General features: G+C 51.5%; 17 protein-coding genes and 1 other RNA gene. 7 read left to right on the top strand and 11 right to left on the bottom strand.

Going from position 1 to position 14,844, the window contains the following annotated elements:
- The first annotated feature begins 349 nt into the window (after nt 1-349).
- The gene (mgtA, locus tag ACXI0A_RS16695; protein WP_476147618.1) at nt 350-3,073 is read left to right on the top strand and encodes a magnesium-translocating P-type ATPase; all 2,724 of its coding nucleotides are present in this window, start codon (nt 350-352) and stop codon (nt 3,071-3,073) included.
- Nucleotides 3,074-3,191: 118 nt separating this feature from the next.
- On the opposite strand, the gene ACXI0A_RS16690 is transcribed toward mgtA, so the two are convergent.
- Complete coding sequence (locus ACXI0A_RS16690; protein WP_476147619.1) at nt 3,192-3,659, bottom strand: hypothetical protein; 468 nt, start codon at nt 3,657-3,659, stop codon at nt 3,192-3,194.
- Nucleotides 3,637-3,855, bottom strand: a complete 219-nt coding sequence (locus ACXI0A_RS16685) for a hypothetical protein (protein ID WP_476147621.1) — start codon at nt 3,853-3,855, stop codon at nt 3,637-3,639. The genes ACXI0A_RS16690 and ACXI0A_RS16685 overlap by 23 nt, the downstream gene beginning before the upstream one ends.
- 220 nt (nt 3,856-4,075) lie before the next feature.
- On the opposite strand from ACXI0A_RS16685, the gene ACXI0A_RS16680 reads away from it, so the two are divergent.
- Nucleotides 4,076-4,753 (top strand): SDR family oxidoreductase, encoded by a 678-nt coding sequence (locus ACXI0A_RS16680; protein ID WP_476147622.1) that lies wholly within the window; start codon nt 4,076-4,078, stop codon nt 4,751-4,753.
- A gap of 39 nt (nt 4,754-4,792) precedes the next feature.
- Here the strand turns inward: ACXI0A_RS16680 and ACXI0A_RS16675 are convergent, their stop codons facing one another.
- Nucleotides 4,793-5,449 (bottom strand): epoxyqueuosine reductase QueH, encoded by a 657-nt coding sequence (locus ACXI0A_RS16675; protein ID WP_476147623.1) that lies wholly within the window; start codon nt 5,447-5,449, stop codon nt 4,793-4,795.
- A gap of 116 nt (nt 5,450-5,565) precedes the next feature.
- A complete protein-coding gene (locus ACXI0A_RS16670; RefSeq protein WP_224930440.1) occupies nt 5,566-5,922 on the bottom strand; it encodes a hypothetical protein in 357 nt (118 codons plus the stop codon).
- Nucleotides 5,923-6,324: 402 nt separating this feature from the next.
- On the opposite strand from ACXI0A_RS16670, the gene ACXI0A_RS16665 reads away from it, so the two are divergent.
- A complete protein-coding gene (locus ACXI0A_RS16665) occupies nt 6,325-6,555 on the top strand; it encodes a hypothetical protein (protein ID WP_476147625.1) in 231 nt (76 codons plus the stop codon).
- A 90-nt stretch (nt 6,556-6,645) separates the two neighbouring features.
- Here ACXI0A_RS16665 and ACXI0A_RS16660 read toward each other — a convergent pair whose 3' ends face one another.
- The 3 genes from ACXI0A_RS16660 to smpB form a co-directional block, all read right to left on the bottom strand.
- Entirely contained in the window at nt 6,646-7,500 is an 855-nt protein-coding gene (locus ACXI0A_RS16660) for a PA4780 family RIO1-like protein kinase (protein WP_224930442.1), read from the bottom strand.
- Nucleotides 7,501-7,701: 201 nt separating this feature from the next.
- Nucleotides 7,702-8,063: a transfer-messenger RNA gene (gene ssrA, locus ACXI0A_RS16655) on the bottom strand.
- A 44-nt stretch (nt 8,064-8,107) separates the two neighbouring features.
- The gene (gene smpB, locus ACXI0A_RS16650) at nt 8,108-8,590 is read right to left on the bottom strand and encodes an SsrA-binding protein SmpB (protein WP_224930445.1); all 483 of its coding nucleotides are present in this window, start codon (nt 8,588-8,590) and stop codon (nt 8,108-8,110) included.
- A gap of 158 nt (nt 8,591-8,748) precedes the next feature.
- Between smpB and ACXI0A_RS16645 the strand changes: the two genes are divergently transcribed.
- Nucleotides 8,749-9,183, top strand: coding sequence for a type II toxin-antitoxin system RatA family toxin (locus ACXI0A_RS16645; protein WP_034825580.1), 435 nt, complete (start codon nt 8,749-8,751; stop codon nt 9,181-9,183).
- Nucleotides 9,176-9,466, top strand: a complete 291-nt coding sequence (locus tag ACXI0A_RS16640; protein ID WP_224930449.1) for an RnfH family protein — start codon at nt 9,176-9,178, stop codon at nt 9,464-9,466. Before ACXI0A_RS16645 ends, ACXI0A_RS16640 begins: the two co-directional genes overlap by 8 nt.
- Nucleotides 9,467-9,520: 54 nt before the next feature.
- On the opposite strand, the gene bamE is transcribed toward ACXI0A_RS16640, so the two are convergent.
- The 3 genes from bamE to nadK all read right to left on the bottom strand — a co-directional run bounded on the left by bamE (nt 9,521) and on the right by nadK (nt 12,678).
- Complete coding sequence (bamE, locus tag ACXI0A_RS16635; RefSeq protein WP_224930451.1) at nt 9,521-9,868, bottom strand: outer membrane protein assembly factor BamE; 348 nt, start codon at nt 9,866-9,868, stop codon at nt 9,521-9,523.
- 184 nt (nt 9,869-10,052) lie between these two features.
- Nucleotides 10,053-11,714 carry a DNA repair protein RecN gene (recN, locus tag ACXI0A_RS16630; RefSeq protein ID WP_476147628.1) on the bottom strand — a complete coding sequence of 554 codons (1,662 nt, stop codon included), beginning with the start codon at nt 11,712-11,714 and terminating at the stop codon, nt 10,053-10,055.
- Nucleotides 11,715-11,799: 85 nt separating this feature from the next.
- Nucleotides 11,800-12,678 (bottom strand): NAD(+) kinase, encoded by an 879-nt coding sequence (nadK, locus tag ACXI0A_RS16625; RefSeq protein ID WP_476147630.1) that lies wholly within the window; start codon nt 12,676-12,678, stop codon nt 11,800-11,802.
- A 122-nt stretch (nt 12,679-12,800) separates the two neighbouring features.
- Here nadK and grpE point away from each other — a divergent pair, with 122 nt between their 5' ends.
- Entirely contained in the window at nt 12,801-13,379 is a 579-nt protein-coding gene (grpE, locus tag ACXI0A_RS16620; RefSeq protein WP_476147632.1) for a nucleotide exchange factor GrpE, read from the top strand.
- A gap of 46 nt (nt 13,380-13,425) precedes the next feature.
- Here the strand turns inward: grpE and ung are convergent, their stop codons facing one another.
- The gene (ung, locus tag ACXI0A_RS16615; RefSeq protein ID WP_476147634.1) at nt 13,426-14,106 is read right to left on the bottom strand and encodes a uracil-DNA glycosylase; all 681 of its coding nucleotides are present in this window, start codon (nt 14,104-14,106) and stop codon (nt 13,426-13,428) included.
- A gap of 264 nt (nt 14,107-14,370) precedes the next feature.
- Here ung and grcA point away from each other — a divergent pair, with 264 nt between their 5' ends.
- Nucleotides 14,371-14,754: an autonomous glycyl radical cofactor GrcA gene (gene grcA, locus ACXI0A_RS16610; RefSeq protein ID WP_224930463.1), complete on the top strand. Its 384-nt coding sequence runs from the start codon at nt 14,371-14,373 to the stop codon at nt 14,752-14,754.
- Nucleotides 14,755-14,844 lie beyond the last annotated feature (90 nt).

The raw sequence follows: 14,844 nt of genomic DNA, 5'->3' as shown, positions 1-14,844 counted from the left end.
AACGACAGTAGCGGGTTGATGCCCGTGGGGATCTTATCATGCACATGATTTTAAACGCACTTTTCCCTCCGCCTCGATGCGCGCGCTGATCTTCAGCGTGCAGAATTTTGCTGCGCGTTAAACGGATGACCTCCGCATAACTGCGCACGTCTGAACATCGAATCTGTTATTCACTCGTTATATTAACGAGCGATTTTCTTCGCGCTTTATTTCCGGGAGGTGATATGGAAATTCCCGACAGGCTATTTTTAATAAGCTAACGCTAAACCGTTAATTAAGTTTCTCCCTGAATGTGTGCTTAACGTGCAGGGATATTTATTGCCGTAAAAAAGAATAGAGGAATGTCATTATGACTGACATGAAACTCAACCAGGACAAAAAAGCCTGGAGCAACGCACGCCCGCAGCGTCAGAAAACGCCGCGCTATCTGATTGAAGACGAAGCGGGTTTCACCGCCGATGAAACCCTGGTTCGCCTGCGCAGTGACGCACTGGGCCTGAGCGAACGTGAAGCCGAAGCGCGTCTGGAGGTTTATGGCCGCAATCAGGTGGCTCATGATAAAGCGCCGCACGCGCTGATTCAGCTGATTCGGGCATTTAACAACCCGTTCATTTATGTGTTGATGGCGCTGGCGGCGGTGAGCTTTTTCACTGATTACGTCCTGCCGCTGCGTAAAGGCGAGGAGACCGATCTGACCGGTGTCATCATCATTGTGACGATGGTAACGCTCAGCGGTTTGCTGCGCTTCTGGCAGGAGTTCCGTACCAATAAAGCCGCGCAGGCATTGAAATCCATGGTGCGCACGACCGCCACCGTGCTGCGCCGGGAATCTGCGCAGCAGCCACCGGCTAAACAGGAAGTGGATATTGCCACTTTAGTGCCCGGAGACATTATCTATCTGTCTGCTGGCGATCTGGTGCCTGCCGACGTACGTTTGCTGGATTCGCGTGACTTGTTTATCAGCCAGGCGATTCTCACCGGTGAATCTCTGCCGGTAGAGAAATATGACGTCACAGGTAACGTGACCAGTAAGGGCGCAGGCACCAGCGAGCAGGGCACCTCTCTGCTGGAACTCGGCAGCGTATGTCTGATGGGCACCAACGTCTCCAGCGGCAGCGCCAAAGCCGTGGTGGTGGCAACCGGTGGCGAAACCTACTTCGGCAGTCTGGCGAAATCGATTGTCGGCAACCGTACCCAAACCGCTTTTGATCGCGGTGTGAACAGCGTGAGCTGGCTGCTGATCCGCTTCATGCTGGTGATGGTGCCGGTAGTGCTGCTGATTAACGGGCTAACCAAAGGTGACTGGCTGGATGCTTCGCTGTTTGCGCTGGCGGTGGCGGTGGGTTTGACGCCGGAAATGCTGCCGATGATTGTCAGCTCGAATCTGGCGAAAGGCGCGATTGCCATGTCACGCCGCAAAGTGATTGTGAAACGGCTGAACGCGATTCAAAACCTCGGTGCGATGGATATCCTGTGTACCGATAAAACCGGCACGCTGACCCAGGACAACATTATTCTTGAGCATCATCTGGATTGCGCTGGGGTAGAAAACTCTCGCGTGTTGATGCTGAGCTGGCTCAACAGCCACTATCAGAGCAGCACGCCAAACCTGATGGATCGCGCGATTTTGCGGTACGGCAAGGATCGTGTAACGGCGGACATGGGCGACTATTACGCCAAAGTGGATGAGCTGCCGTTTGATTTTGTGCGTCGCCGCGTTTCTGTTGTAGTGCGCGATCGTCGTCTGAATCAACAAATGCTGATCTGCAAAGGCGCCGTGGAAGAGATGCTGAGCATCGCTACGGCTGAGCGTGAAGGAAAACTGGTTCAGCCGCTGGATGAAAAGCGCCGCGCTGAATTGTTAGCACTGGCCCACCAGTACAACGAGCAAGGCTTCCGTGTATTGCTGGTGGCGAGTCGTGTACTGGAGGAGCCGGGCTTGCAGCAGGCGCTGAGCGTCGCAGATGAACAAGGGTTAACCGTGGAAGGGCTGCTCACTTTCCTCGATCCGCCTAAAGAGAGTGCCGCCAAAGCCATCACCGCGCTGCGGGACAACGGCGTCAGCGTCAAAGTGCTGACCGGCGACAATCCGGTGGTCACCGCACGTATTTGCCAGCAGGTGGGCATCGACAGTGGCGATATCGTGACTGGCGATCAGATCGCGATGATGAGTGACGAGCAACTGGCTGAGGCGGCTGCGCACAGCGCGGTGTTTGCCAAACTGACGCCGCTGCAGAAATCACGCATTCTACGTGCGCTGCAGCAGCAGGGACACACCGTGGGCTTCCTCGGCGACGGGATTAATGATGCGCCTGCACTGCGAGATGCAGATGTGGGGATTTCAGTCGACAGCGCGGCGGATATCGCCAAAGAGTCTTCTGACATCATCCTGCTGGAAAAGGATCTGATGGTGCTGGAAGAGGGGGTGATGAAAGGGCGCGAGACCTTCGGCAACATCATCAAGTATCTGAACATGACCGCCAGCTCCAACTTTGGCAACGTGTTCTCGGTGCTGGTGGCGAGCGCCTTTATTCCGTTCCTGCCAATGCTGGCGATTCATTTGCTGATTCAGAACCTGATGTACGATCTGTCTCAGCTGGCGCTGCCATGGGACAAAATGGATCGTGAGTTCCTGCGCAAACCGCGCAAATGGGACGCACGAAATATCAAACGCTTTATGCTGTGGATTGGGCCTACATCATCGATCTTTGATATCACGACTTTTGCCGTGATGTGGTACGTGTTTGCTGCCAACACACCGGAAATGCAGTCACTGTTCCAGTCAGGTTGGTTTGTTGAAGGATTGCTGTCCCAGACGCTGGTGGTGCATATGCTGCGCACACAAAAAATTCCGTTCATCCAGAGCCGTGCTGCACTGCCGGTGCTGCTGACTACGGCGTGTGTGATGATTGCCGGCATTCTGCTGCCATTCTCCCCATTGGGACACATGGTGGGATTGACGCCGTTGCCATGGGCTTATTTCCCATGGCTGGTCGCGACCTTGTTAGGTTACTGCGTAGTCGCACAGGGCATGAAAATGCTCTACATCAAACGCTTCGGCCAGTGGTTCTAACCCCATGGAGGCATTATGCGGAATCGGAATCTTAATAAAGTGGTGTGCCATCTGCTGTTAATGATGGTGGTGATTGTCGTGCTAACGTTGGTGTTTCGTTAGTGAAACCAAGGGCAGGTTATCCTGCCCTTTTTTCATGAGACGTGATGAGCAGTTGCTTTTTGAATCCGGGGCTACGTTTAACGAATTGAGGATCGCCAATGAAAGGTAGTGCAAATTTGGGCGCATCTGCCACTTCCAGCGACCAGCGTGCTCCTCCGAGAAATTTAAATTCGATGTGATCCTGATGAATTGCGCACTGCTCGAAAAATCCTGAGCTGTAGGCATTCTCGATGTGAATGATTTCTTGCACTCCTTCACCGCGTTGATAAAGCACGATGCTCAGCGACTCTTCATACGAGATACCATCCGTGACAAACAAAACAAACCTTCCGGCGTTAATTTCAACGGCCGCCTCCAGCACGGATCCGGGAATCACGATGCCGCAGGGCTGTTGATCAATAATTAATTCACTTCGCGCCTGCGCGGTTTCAGCCGCCGGATGTTGTGGTGCAAGAGAAAGATTAAATACCTGCTTCATCTTCACCAAATTGCTCCCATTTGGTTGGCAATCGTAAGTCATCGGCCATTTTCTTAATCAGTTTCGAATACTCAATTCGCAGGCGGGGATCGATAGACAGGCGGGCGGCGATAGTCGATATATCGCCCTGCAAAGCACTGATTGCTTCATCAAATTTTTCACGCCCGTTAATATCAAGCGACTGCAACAGGGCAACATCCATGCGCATTCCTCACTGTGAACATAAAATGCACTCTAACAAAGTCGTAAACAGTGATGCAAGAATGAACAATCCTTAATTGTGAGCGTGCTAAGGCAGACCAGTTTTGTCTTAACTACATGATAAAATTATAGAATATTGAACATGAATCAACGGTTATTTGACTTAATTCAAAGGCTGTTGATTATCCACTGATTGGTTATCAGAAAGTTCTGAGGTGAAAATGAGCCAAACAAAACGCGCGTTGATTATCGGTGCTTCAAAGGGGATTGGACTGGCGGTGGTGCAGCAACTGCTGGCCGATGGCTGGGACGTAACCGCCACTTATCGCAGCACCACCGTTTCCTATCAGCATGAAAAACTGCGCTGGCTGCCACTGGATATCACTATTGCCACACAGAGTGAGCAGTTACTCCAGCAACTCAAAGGTGAGCAATTTGATCGCGCGCTGATCAATGCCGGTATTCTCGGCCCTGATTCGATGGAATTGATCGCCACCTCAGATGATGAACTGATACAGCTGTTTATGACCAATAGTGTTGCGCCCGTGCGCATGGCGGAAGGTCTGTTACCGTTACTGACGGAAAAACAGGGTGTGCTCGGCATCACCACATCTCGTCTCGGCAGCCTGACGGAAAACGCGGAAGCGCTTCGCCCTTACTACTCAGCCAGCAAAGTGGCGCTGAATATGCTGAGCCGTGCACTGCTTCAGCAGATGGATTCGCGTGGTACAACTTTGCTGTCACTGCATCCGGGTTGGGTGAAAACCGATATGGGTGGTGATGATGCGGATATCACTGCGGTGGAAAGTGCTCAGGGATTAGTGGCGCAGATGAACCGTTTTGCCGGGCAGGGCGGACATCACTACGTTGATTTCAGCGGCAGGCAATTAGCCTGGTGATAGTAAGCGCCTGCTGACCGATGCCAGCAGGCGATATCCTTATTCGTCTGGCTGATAATATTGCACGCCAATCTCAATACGTTCACGCCCGCTGGCCACGCGATGGCGATTGCTGTCGCGCAGTGAGTAGATGCAGCCGCAGTACTCCTGCTGATAGAAACGCTCGCGCTTGCTAATTTCGATCATGCGCGATGATCCACCACCTTTACGCCAGTTAAAATCCCAATACAGCATATCGGGATAGTGCGCTGCCGCACGCACGCCGCAGTCATTGATCTGCTTCATGTCCTTCCAGCGCGAAATGCCCAACGAGCTGGTGATCACCGGGAAGCCATTTTCATGCGCGTAAAGTGCAGTACGTTCAAAGCGCATATCGAAACACATGGTGCAGCGAACGCCACGCTCCGGTTCCCACTCCATGCCACGCGCCCGATCAAACCAGTTGTCTTTATCGTAATCGGCATCCACGAAGGGCACACCAAACTGCTCGGCAAAGCGGATGTTCTCCTCTTTACGTAGCTCATACTCTTTCAGCGGATGAATGTTTGGGTTGTAGAAAAAGATGGTGTAATCGATACCGGAAGCCAGCATCGCTTCCATCACTTCACCCGAGCACGGCGCGCAGCATGAGTGCAACAGCACTTTGTTCTGGCCGTTAGGTAATGGAATAGGTTGGCGTTTGAAGGTGTCAGACATGAGAGAAAATGGTTAATGAGTGTTGGGCGAAGTGTAAGTCGATATCGCGCCGGACGCAAAGTGGTAAAAACAAAAAAGGCCGCAATCGCGGCCTTTCTGGATGACTTCAGAAGAAATTATTCAGTCACTTTCTTCTTCAGATCGCTGGCACCTTCTTTGGTTTTATTCCAGCCTTTGTTGGCACCTTCTTTGGTGGCATCCCAACCTTTTTCAGTGCCTTCTTTGGTGTTGTTCCAGCCTTTCTGTGCGCCTTCGCTCACCTTACTGCTGGTGCTGTCGCTTTTACCTTGAACAGCGTGTTTAGCTTTCAGCTGCTGCTCTTCGCCTTGATGCTGCGCCTGATGCAGCTTCTCTTTGGCGGTATTGGCGCCCGCTTGCGCGTTCGCTACGGTTTCGTCAGTTGCATGTGTAGTGGCGGCAAAAGCCGAAGAAGCCAGCAGCAGGGCAGATACAGCAATAATTGTCTTTTTCATAAATATTCCCTCATCAATCGCTCTATGAGTTGTGAGCGTAGTTAACAATGGCACGCTCAACTCGAATTGGCTCCAGGAATAACCTTAATTGAATCATCGGGTTTGGATGGCGCGAAAAATGAGCATTTTAAGTCATGCTGCTATGTGCACAGCCTGGAGGCCCTAAAGGCAAGCCGATGAAAGTTGTGAGTCGCCTCTGTTTTAATGGATATGACACTGTATCTTTTTCTGGTAGCGGGTATTTTTTAGTACCGCTATCACCACAGAAAATGTCTTAAGGATGAGAGATGAAAAGTCGAGTTGTTGAAATACTGCAATATAGGTTGTAAACAGGCACAGGCAGAACTTTCCATCGAATCATGCGAGATATCAGTGTTCCTCTGCACGTCGAGCAGGGAATTGATGTCGTCGCTTACGGTTGTTCTCGCCATGATGCTGATAGCTATTTTCTTCTTCGTGCATTTGAAAATGAAGAGGAAATGCACGGTGTCCTGGAAGGATTTTATGCCAGCGAGGCGTTCAGGCCCGAGAGAAGCCATCGTTGAACGTATTGAGCTGAGTCTTAAATCTGTGCTGCTGCTTTCACCCAGCGCAATTGATGAGATGAGAAACAGCTTTTCAGCCAGTCAATGAGAGTGACGGGCTGCACATGTATCTGTTTAGCAGGCGAAATTTGAATAATGGGTTCACTATAACTAAAAGCCAGTGAATCAGGCTGGCTGACTATTCTTCATCCCGCTCTTTAGCCGCTCGCTGGCGATCGTAATACTCATCTTCCGCAGAAATAATTTCATCCAGCAATGAGTTCATATCTACATCATGGACTTCTTCCACAAACAGGCCGGTCAACACGGTTTCAGGCGTTAACTTGCCGTCTTCAAATAGCTGCCAGATTTCCTTCGCATAACGCGTTTCTAAAATCTGCGGGGCAAACTGACCGTAATATTCGGTGATGTTATTCACATCGCGCTCGAACATCGATTCGGCGTGGTTGTTTGCTGAAGCATCTACCGCTTGAGGCAGGTCGATGATCACTGGGCCATGTTCATCTTGCAGCACGTTAAACTCTGACAGATCGCCATGCACAATGCCGGCACACAACATGCGCACGATATTGCGAATCATAGTGGCGAAATCAGTCAACGCTTCCTGTTCTGACAACATCACATCGCTCAGTCGCGGAGCTACTGCGCCATCTGCATCAGTGACCAGCTCCATCAACAGCACACCGTCGAGGCACATATAGGGCTCAGGCACGCGAACGCCGGCTTTGGCCAGACGGAACAGCGCGTCGACTTCTGCGGTATGCCAGACTTCCTCTTGCTGCTTACGCCCGAATTTGGAGCCTTTCTGCATCGCACGCGCGCTACGGGAGTTGCGAACTTTACGCCCCTCCTGATATTGAACGGCTTGCTTAAAGCTGCGTTGCGAGGCTTCTTTGTAGACTTTGGCACACTGGACTTTGCCACCGCACATGACAGTGTAAACGTCAGCCTCTTTGCCGCTCTTCAAGCGCTGAAGCACGTTATCGATTAGGCCATCATCGACCAGCGGTTGGATTCGGTTTGGAATTTTCATGCGGCTTTATACCTTATTTAAGAGGCTTTCCGCATCAAGAACATGGTGAGTTACATGGGAAAAACCAAACGAGCATCGATAGTTGCAGAGGCCTGGTACATCATCCCACAAAACCACTTGCACAAAAAAGCCCGTAAGGCTTTAACCTTACGGGCTCTTAGGACTTCATCGAATGGCTCTGGTGCCATCGATGGAGAATTTTGGTGGAGCTGGCGGGAGTTGAACCCGCGTCCGAAATTATTACACCGTCGGTACTACATGTTTAGTCAGTCTTTACATTCGCCGGCCAGCTGCGGACAGACACGCCACTGACAAACTAGCCTGATTAGATTTAGTGCTTCAACCCCAGGCAAGGCATCCACACGATCTCTTTTGGGTTTGACTTCTCTTGATCCCCGTCTTAAGAGCGGAAGCTAGGGAGAGAAGGCTCTTGGCAGGTTATTAAGCTGCTAAAGCGTAGTTTTCGTCGTTTGCGACTATTTTTTTGCGGCTTTTTACGAGGCAAACCGCCCCTCGACATGCACCTAAGGCTTCACAATCCCGTCGAGTCCAGAATCAGCCCCAAGAACTTCTAATACTACAGAATAATGACGGATGAATCCAGTGCTTAACGCTTTGAATTCTTCATAATACGTGCTTTATCCATTTGCCATTCACGATCTTTCACATCGTTACGCTTGTCGTGTTCTTTCTTACCGCGCGCCACGCCGATTTTCAGCTTGGCCCAGGCGTTTTTCCAGTACATCGACAGTGCAACCACAGTAAAGCCTTCGCGATTGACACGACCGTAAAGCGAATCGAGTTCACGCTGCTTCAGCAACAACTTACGGCTGCGCGTAGGATCGCAAACAACGTGCGAAGAGGCGACCGCCAGTGGCTGGAACGTGGAACCGAACAGATAGGCTTCGCCATCGCGCAGCAGAATGTAGCTGTCGCTGATGTTGGCTTTACCGGCGCGGAGTGATTTAACTTCCCATCCCTGCAGCGACATCCCCGCTTCGAACTCTTCTTCAATGAAGTATTCGTGGCGAGCGCGTTTATTGAGGGCAATAGTGGCTGAACCGGGTTTGTGAGCTTTTTTCTTTGTCATAGTGCGGCGTAGTCTACATCACTCAGTCTGTGGGCGCATCCCCCTGTCCTGGGGGCGGTAAAAAACACTCTATTTTAGCACAGCTGGCAAACCCGTGAATTTTGTTTGGTGTCCGAAAATGGTATTATTCAACGGTTTTGTGATGAACAGGAACCATTATGGCCCAGATTAGCCGTTCGGCGTTGGTCCCCTATAGCGCTGAGCAGATGTATCAGCTCGTGAATGATGTGGACGCTTATCCTCAGTTTCTTCCGGGCTGCACCGGCAGTCGCGTGTTGGACAACAGCGGAAATCAGATGACGGCTGCGGTAGATGTCTCGAAGGCGGGCATCAGTAAAACCTTTACCACGCGAAATACCCTGATCAGCAATCAGAGCATTTTAATGCAGCTGGTTGATGGTCCGTTCCGTAAGCTGACCGGTGGATGGCACTTCACGTCTTTAGGCGATGATGCCTGCAAAGTTGAGCTGAGCCTCGACTTCGAGTTCACCAACATGCTGGTAGAAATGGCCTTTGGCCGTATCTTCAAAGAATTAGCCAATAGCATGGTGCAAGCGTTCAGCCAGCGCGCGAAAGAGGTTTACCGTGCCTGATATTAGCGTTGAGATCGTTTATGCGCTGCCTGAAAAGCAATATTTGCGTTCGGTAACCCTGGAAGAGGGCGCGACCGTAGAGCAGGCGATTAAAGCTTCAGGCTTGTTATCACTGCGCAAAGATATTGACCTGGCAAATAACAAGGTGGGTATTTTCAGCCGGCCAGTAAAATTGGGTGATGTGGTTCAGGATGGCGATCGCGTGGAGATTTATCGCCCATTGATTGCGGATCCCAAAGAGATGCGCCGTCAGCGTGCGGAGCGTTCCGCGACCAACAAATAGCGAAATAGCACACACAAAAAAAGGCGCTTAAGCGCCTTTTTTGTTGCCGCTCACTTAGCCTTCTTTGCCAGTGAGTTTCGGTTTGTTGTCGATATTGGTCAGCGTACCGTTGCTGTCGAAGGTCAGCGTCAGGGTTTGCTGCTTCACGCCTTCATGACCTGGTTCCTGACGGAACACGTAATACCAGACATTGCTGCCAAACGGATCGCGCATCATTGGTGTGCCGAGGGTGTAGGCAACCTGCTGCTGCGTCATGCCGGTGTGAATCTTCGAAACATCGTTGGCGACCAGGTAATTCCCCTGATTGATATCCGGACGATATACAACACGCTCAAGGGTGGAACATCCGGCGGTCATCATCAACATTACCACTGCCGCGGCAGTCAGCGTTTTACAGCGCATCTATACATTCCTTTTCTGGGGCCAAACGCCTTTCATCAGGCAGTTTTGTTGCCATCAAATTCTGAACTCTGCTTACGGCAGGATTTATTATGGCGATATGACTGCCGATGATAATAAACCTTTGTCCTATTGGAAACCTCTACAGAGCAAGCATATGACCACCAGGCCAGAAAAAAGTGCGGAATCAGGCTGCTAAAAGTTCTTTTGCGTTTGCCAGCGTGTTGCGTGTGACTTCGCTACCGCCTAACAGACGCGCCAGTTCCTGTAGACGTGCACGTTTATCCAGCGGCTGCATATGGGTTTCGGTCATCTCACCATTGGTCTCTTTGCTGACGTAGAAGTGTTGATGTCCGCACCCAGCGACCTGCGGCAGGTGCGTCACACACATTACCTGGGTGGATTCGCCGAGCTGACGCAACATCTGACCGACTACCGCAGCCGTTGGGCCGCTGATACCGACATCCACTTCATCAAAGATCATGGCCGGCGTTTCCATTTTCTGTGCAGTGATCACCTGAATCGCCAAAGCGATACGTGACAGCTCACCACCCGAAGCCACTTTGCCTAAAGGCTGCAACGGCTGGCCGGGGTTGGTGGTCACACGGAAATCGATGCGTGTCGCGCCATCCACCGAGAGTTGATCGGCTTTGAACTCCAGCTCAATGGCGAACTGGCCATGCGGCATGGAGAGGGTACGCATACTTTGGGTAATCAGCTGGCTCAACTCCTGCGCCGATTGTTCACGCAGCTGGTGCAATTGCTCAGCACAGGCAAACGCCGCCTGATGATGAGCCACCACTTCCGCTTGCAGCGTTTCCTGATCGCTCTCTTGCTGCGATAGCTGTTCTGCTTCGTCCAGCAACTGCTGATACAGCACCGGCAAGGTTTCAGGCGATATGTGGTGTTTACGCGACAGTGCAATCTGGCGTGACAGGCGTTGTTCCAGTTCATGCAGGCGATTCGGATCGAGATCCAGACGTTCACAATAGTGGCGCAGCTCATCGCTGGCCTCACTCAGTTGAATCGCTGCCTCTTCCAGCAAATTAAACACGCCGCTGACTTTGTCATCCAATGACACTAATTCACCCAGCATATTGCGCGCGCTATACAGCAAGCTTTGCAGGTTGGTGTCATCACTGTCGGCGAGGATTTGCAGTGCCTGCTGACTGGTCGAAAGCAGTTGGCCGCTGTTAGCAAGACGTTTGTACTCTTCATCAATCTGTTCAAATTCACCCGGCTGCGGGGCAAATTCGTTGAGTTCTTTCAGCTGATATTGCAGCAGTTCACGGCGCGCTTCACGCTCCTGTGATAGCTGTTGATGTTGTGCCAGCGCGCGGCAGCTCTGATGCCAGCGCTGGTAATGCTGACGCATCTCATCAAGCAGACCATCATGAGCCGCGTAAGCATCCAGCAGATGTTTCTGGTGATCCGGCTTGAGCAGCAGTTGATGCGCATGCTGACCGTGGATTTGTATCAGCAATTGACCGAGTTCACGCAGCTGTGACAGCGGCACCGAAGTGCCATTGATAAAGCCACGAGAGCGGCCATCGGCACTGATCACGCGGCGCAGCAGGCATTCGTTGCCTTCATCGAGCTGATTCTCCACCAGCCAGCGCTGTGCGGAAGGTGAGGCTTTGAGCTGGAAGCGCGCGCAGATATCGGCACGACTGGCACCCTGACGCACCATATCTGCTTCAGAGCGACCGCCCAGGCACAGGCCCAGCGCATCAATTGCGATGGATTTACCTGCGCCGGTTTCCCCTGTGATCGCTGTCATTCCACGATGAAAGTCGATCTCCAGTTCGCGAACGATAGCAAAGTTACTGATGGTCAGTTGTGCCAGCATGAAATCACCTGTATGTAAAAACAGCTATGGTTTTTCATACAGTATAAACTGGTTTTTTATACAGTAAAGTGGCTGGCGGTGATTTTCAGAACAATTTTTTTGACCAGCCTAACTTCGAGCTTAACGTATTAAAATAATTGTAATTTTTAGGATGGATTAGATTGAGGTGATGCGCGCTGCGGCGAATCAACACGTCTTCTCCTTCCTGTATTGGCAACGCAATCTGGCTATCACAGCTGATCTCCAGGTCGCTGCGCAGAGATGAAAAACGCAGGCGAATGGTACTGCTGCTGTTAATCACCAACGGGCGTGCGGAAAGCGTATGCGGGAACATCGGCACAATGGCGATGGCATCCAGCGATGGCGTCAGAATCGGTCCGCCCGCTGAGAGGGAATAGGCCGTTGAGCCGGTAGGCGTCGAGATGATCAAGCCATCCGAACGCTGAGAAAACGCAAAGACCTCATCGATATACACCTCGAATTCAATCATGTGTGCCACTTTTCCGGGATGCAGCACGACTTCATTGATGGCACTTCCAATCCTCGGCGAGCACGATTCTTTGCACACCTGCGCCTCCAGCAGGAAACGACTTTCGATAAAGTATTCACCCTGCAGCACATCGTCTAACTGTTGCTGTGCATTATCCGGGTCGAGATCGGTGAGAAAACCGAGGTTACCGCGGTTGATACCAATCACTTTGATGTCATAACGTGCCAGCACGCGCGCGGCGCCCAGCATATTGCCGTCACCGCCCACCACCACAGCTAAATCGGCGCGTTGACCAATCTCGGCCAGGCTGCCGGTTTCCACATCTTTCAAATTCAGTTCGCGCGCAATTTGCTGCTCGACGATCACCTCATAGCCTTTTGCTGTCAGCCAGCGCCAGAGCATTTCATGGGTGGTTAACGCAGTAGGATGGCGCGGATGGCCGACAATCCCAATGCAGTTAAAGTGTTTGTTCATTTAGCAGGTGTTCCTCATAAGCCAAAACGGCCAGGCAATGTGATGGGTTCACTTGAAACCTTCAAACTGATCCCCATAATAAGCCAACCAGCGAGATGAATGTGCAAAACGCGGAGAAATTCATGAGTAGTAAAGAACAGAACACCCCTAACGAGCAAGTCTCAGACGAAATTCAACAGGATCAGCAGCACGTGGATGCAGAGACGGCAACTGAGGTGGATCCGCGTGATGAGCGAATCGCGCAACTGGAAGCGGAATTAGCCCAGTCGCAAGGCGGCGTGCGTGAAGCACAGCTGCGCGCTCAGGCGGAGATTGAGAACATCCGTCGCCGTGCCGAAATTGATGTGGAAAAGGCGCACAAGTTTGCGCTGGAAAAATTTGCCAACGAACTGCTGCCAGTGATTGATAGCCTGGAGCGCGCGCTGGAAGTGGCTGATAAAGAGAACACCGAACTGGCTTCGATGATCGAAGGCATTGAGTTGACGCTGAAATCCCTGCTGGGTGCCGTGCGTAAATACGGTGTTGAAGTGGTCGGTGAAACTAACGTGCCGTTCAACCCGGATGTGCATCAGGCGATGTCGATGATTGAATCAGAAGACATGGCGCCGAACCATGTGCTGATGGTGATGCAGCGTGGTTATACCCTCAATGGTCGCCTGTTGCGTCCAGCGATGGTGGCAGTGACCAAAGCCAAAGGCTGATTGCCCTGCTGAATATAAAAACGGCCGCTGATTGCGGCCGTTTTTATTACTGCGGCAGAACAGGCATCCAGTCGATCGGTGTCTGGCCAGACTGGCTTAACAGCGCATTCGCTTGTGAAAAGTGTTTGCTGCCGAAAAAACCGCGGTGGGCAGAAAGCGGAGAAGGGTGCGGCGCTTTCAAAACATGGTGACGCTGGGTATCGATAATGCTCCCTTTCTTCTGAGCATGCGAACCCCAGAGCAGGAAAATCACCCCTTCACGATGTTGATTGATTGCGCTAATCACATTGTCCGTAAAGGTTTCCCAGCCGAATCGCGCGTGGGAATGCGCTTTGCTGGCTTCTACCGTCAGCACCGTGTTCAGCAGCATGACACCTTGTGTGGCCCAGCTCTCAAGGAAGCCGTGCTGTGGACGTGTAAAGCCTGCGATATCCTTCTCTAATTCTTTGTACATATTCAGCAGTGAAGGTGGAGTGGGCACGCCAGGAAGTACGGAGAACGCCAGACCGTGCGCCTGATTTGGGCCGTGATAGGGATCCTGACCCAGAATCACCACCTTAATGTCGCCCAGTTCCGTCAGACGAAAGGCATTGAACACGTCTTTCTGCGGCGGATACACGGTCACACCTGCTGCGCGCTCGTTGGCTACCGCTTTTAACGTTTCGACGAAGTAAGGTTTTTCTTTCTCTTCAGCCAGCACGTCGTGCCAGGTCAGCTTCTCAGCCATCTTTAACTCCCTGCAAAAATTTGCGCCTAGCTTAGCGTGTCGCACGCGGCAGCAGAAGGGTAAAAATAATTTGAAAAAATACAGAAAAAGTTTTCAGTCGTAATGGTTGTAAATCAATTTGTTAGCGATGAAGCGCATTTTGCTGGCCAGCATAATTGATACAGGTCAAAACGGCGATAAACCCTCGGTGATATATCAATGTGTCAGATCAATGGATACACCGCGTGATAGGAAACATCGCGCATTTAAGCCCTGGAGGTCACTATGATTACCGGTATTCAAATTACTCAGGCCAATAACCCACAGCTGTTGAACTCATTCTGGTTGCTGGATGATGAGAAAGCGGAAGCCCGTTGCCTGTGTGCAAAAGGCGATTTCACGGAAGATCAGATCGTTGCAATTAGCGATCTGGGCGAGATTGCTTACCGCGAAATCCCACTGGAGCAGAAACCCGAGGTACGTATTGAAGGGGGCCAGCACCTGAACGTCAACGTGCTGCGTCGCGAAACCTTAGAAGATGCGGTTAAGCATCCGGAAAAATACCCGCAGCTGACTATTCGTGTTTCTGGTTATGCGGTGCGCTTTAATGCGCTTACCCCTGAACAGCAGCGCGATGTGATTACCCGTACTTTCACTGAAAGTCTGTAATTGATCGGCTGACGAAAAGTCACACAGCAATACAGGCCGCGCTGATACCTTTCGGCGCGGCCTTTTTATTTTTAAACACTCTATAAGGGA

It is taken from the genome of Pantoea sp. C1E2 (assembly GCF_056491465.1).
The sequence above is the reverse complement of the archived record's forward strand: the minus strand, read 5'-3'. Positions and strand labels throughout refer to the sequence as shown.

Excerpts from the sequence above, each read along its gene's own strand:
- mgtA (WP_476147618.1), top strand. The coding sequence starts at position 350 with ATGACTGACATGAAACTCAACCAGGACAAAAAAGCCTGGAGCAACGCA.
- ACXI0A_RS16685 (WP_476147621.1), bottom strand. The coding sequence starts at position 3,855 with ATGGATGTTGCCCTGTTGCAGTCGCTTGATATTAACGGGCGTGAAAAA.
- ACXI0A_RS16680 (WP_476147622.1), top strand. The coding sequence starts at position 4,076 with ATGAGCCAAACAAAACGCGCGTTGATTATCGGTGCTTCAAAGGGGATT.
- ACXI0A_RS16675 (WP_476147623.1), bottom strand. The coding sequence starts at position 5,449 with ATGTCTGACACCTTCAAACGCCAACCTATTCCATTACCTAACGGCCAG.
- ACXI0A_RS16670 (WP_224930440.1), bottom strand. The coding sequence starts at position 5,922 with ATGAAAAAGACAATTATTGCTGTATCTGCCCTGCTGCTGGCTTCTTCG.
- ACXI0A_RS16665 (WP_476147625.1), top strand. The coding sequence starts at position 6,325 with ATGTCGTCGCTTACGGTTGTTCTCGCCATGATGCTGATAGCTATTTTC.
- ACXI0A_RS16660 (WP_224930442.1), bottom strand. The coding sequence starts at position 7,500 with ATGAAAATTCCAAACCGAATCCAACCGCTGGTCGATGATGGCCTAATC.
- smpB (WP_224930445.1), bottom strand. The coding sequence starts at position 8,590 with ATGACAAAGAAAAAAGCTCACAAACCCGGTTCAGCCACTATTGCCCTC.
- ACXI0A_RS16645 (WP_034825580.1), top strand. The coding sequence starts at position 8,749 with ATGGCCCAGATTAGCCGTTCGGCGTTGGTCCCCTATAGCGCTGAGCAG.
- bamE (WP_224930451.1), bottom strand. The coding sequence starts at position 9,868 with ATGCGCTGTAAAACGCTGACTGCCGCGGCAGTGGTAATGTTGATGATG.
- recN (WP_476147628.1), bottom strand. The coding sequence starts at position 11,714 with ATGCTGGCACAACTGACCATCAGTAACTTTGCTATCGTTCGCGAACTG.
- nadK (WP_476147630.1), bottom strand. The coding sequence starts at position 12,678 with ATGAACAAACACTTTAACTGCATTGGGATTGTCGGCCATCCGCGCCAT.
- grpE (WP_476147632.1), top strand. The coding sequence starts at position 12,801 with ATGAGTAGTAAAGAACAGAACACCCCTAACGAGCAAGTCTCAGACGAA.
- ung (WP_476147634.1), bottom strand. The coding sequence starts at position 14,106 with ATGGCTGAGAAGCTGACCTGGCACGACGTGCTGGCTGAAGAGAAAGAA.
- grcA (WP_224930463.1), top strand. The coding sequence starts at position 14,371 with ATGATTACCGGTATTCAAATTACTCAGGCCAATAACCCACAGCTGTTG.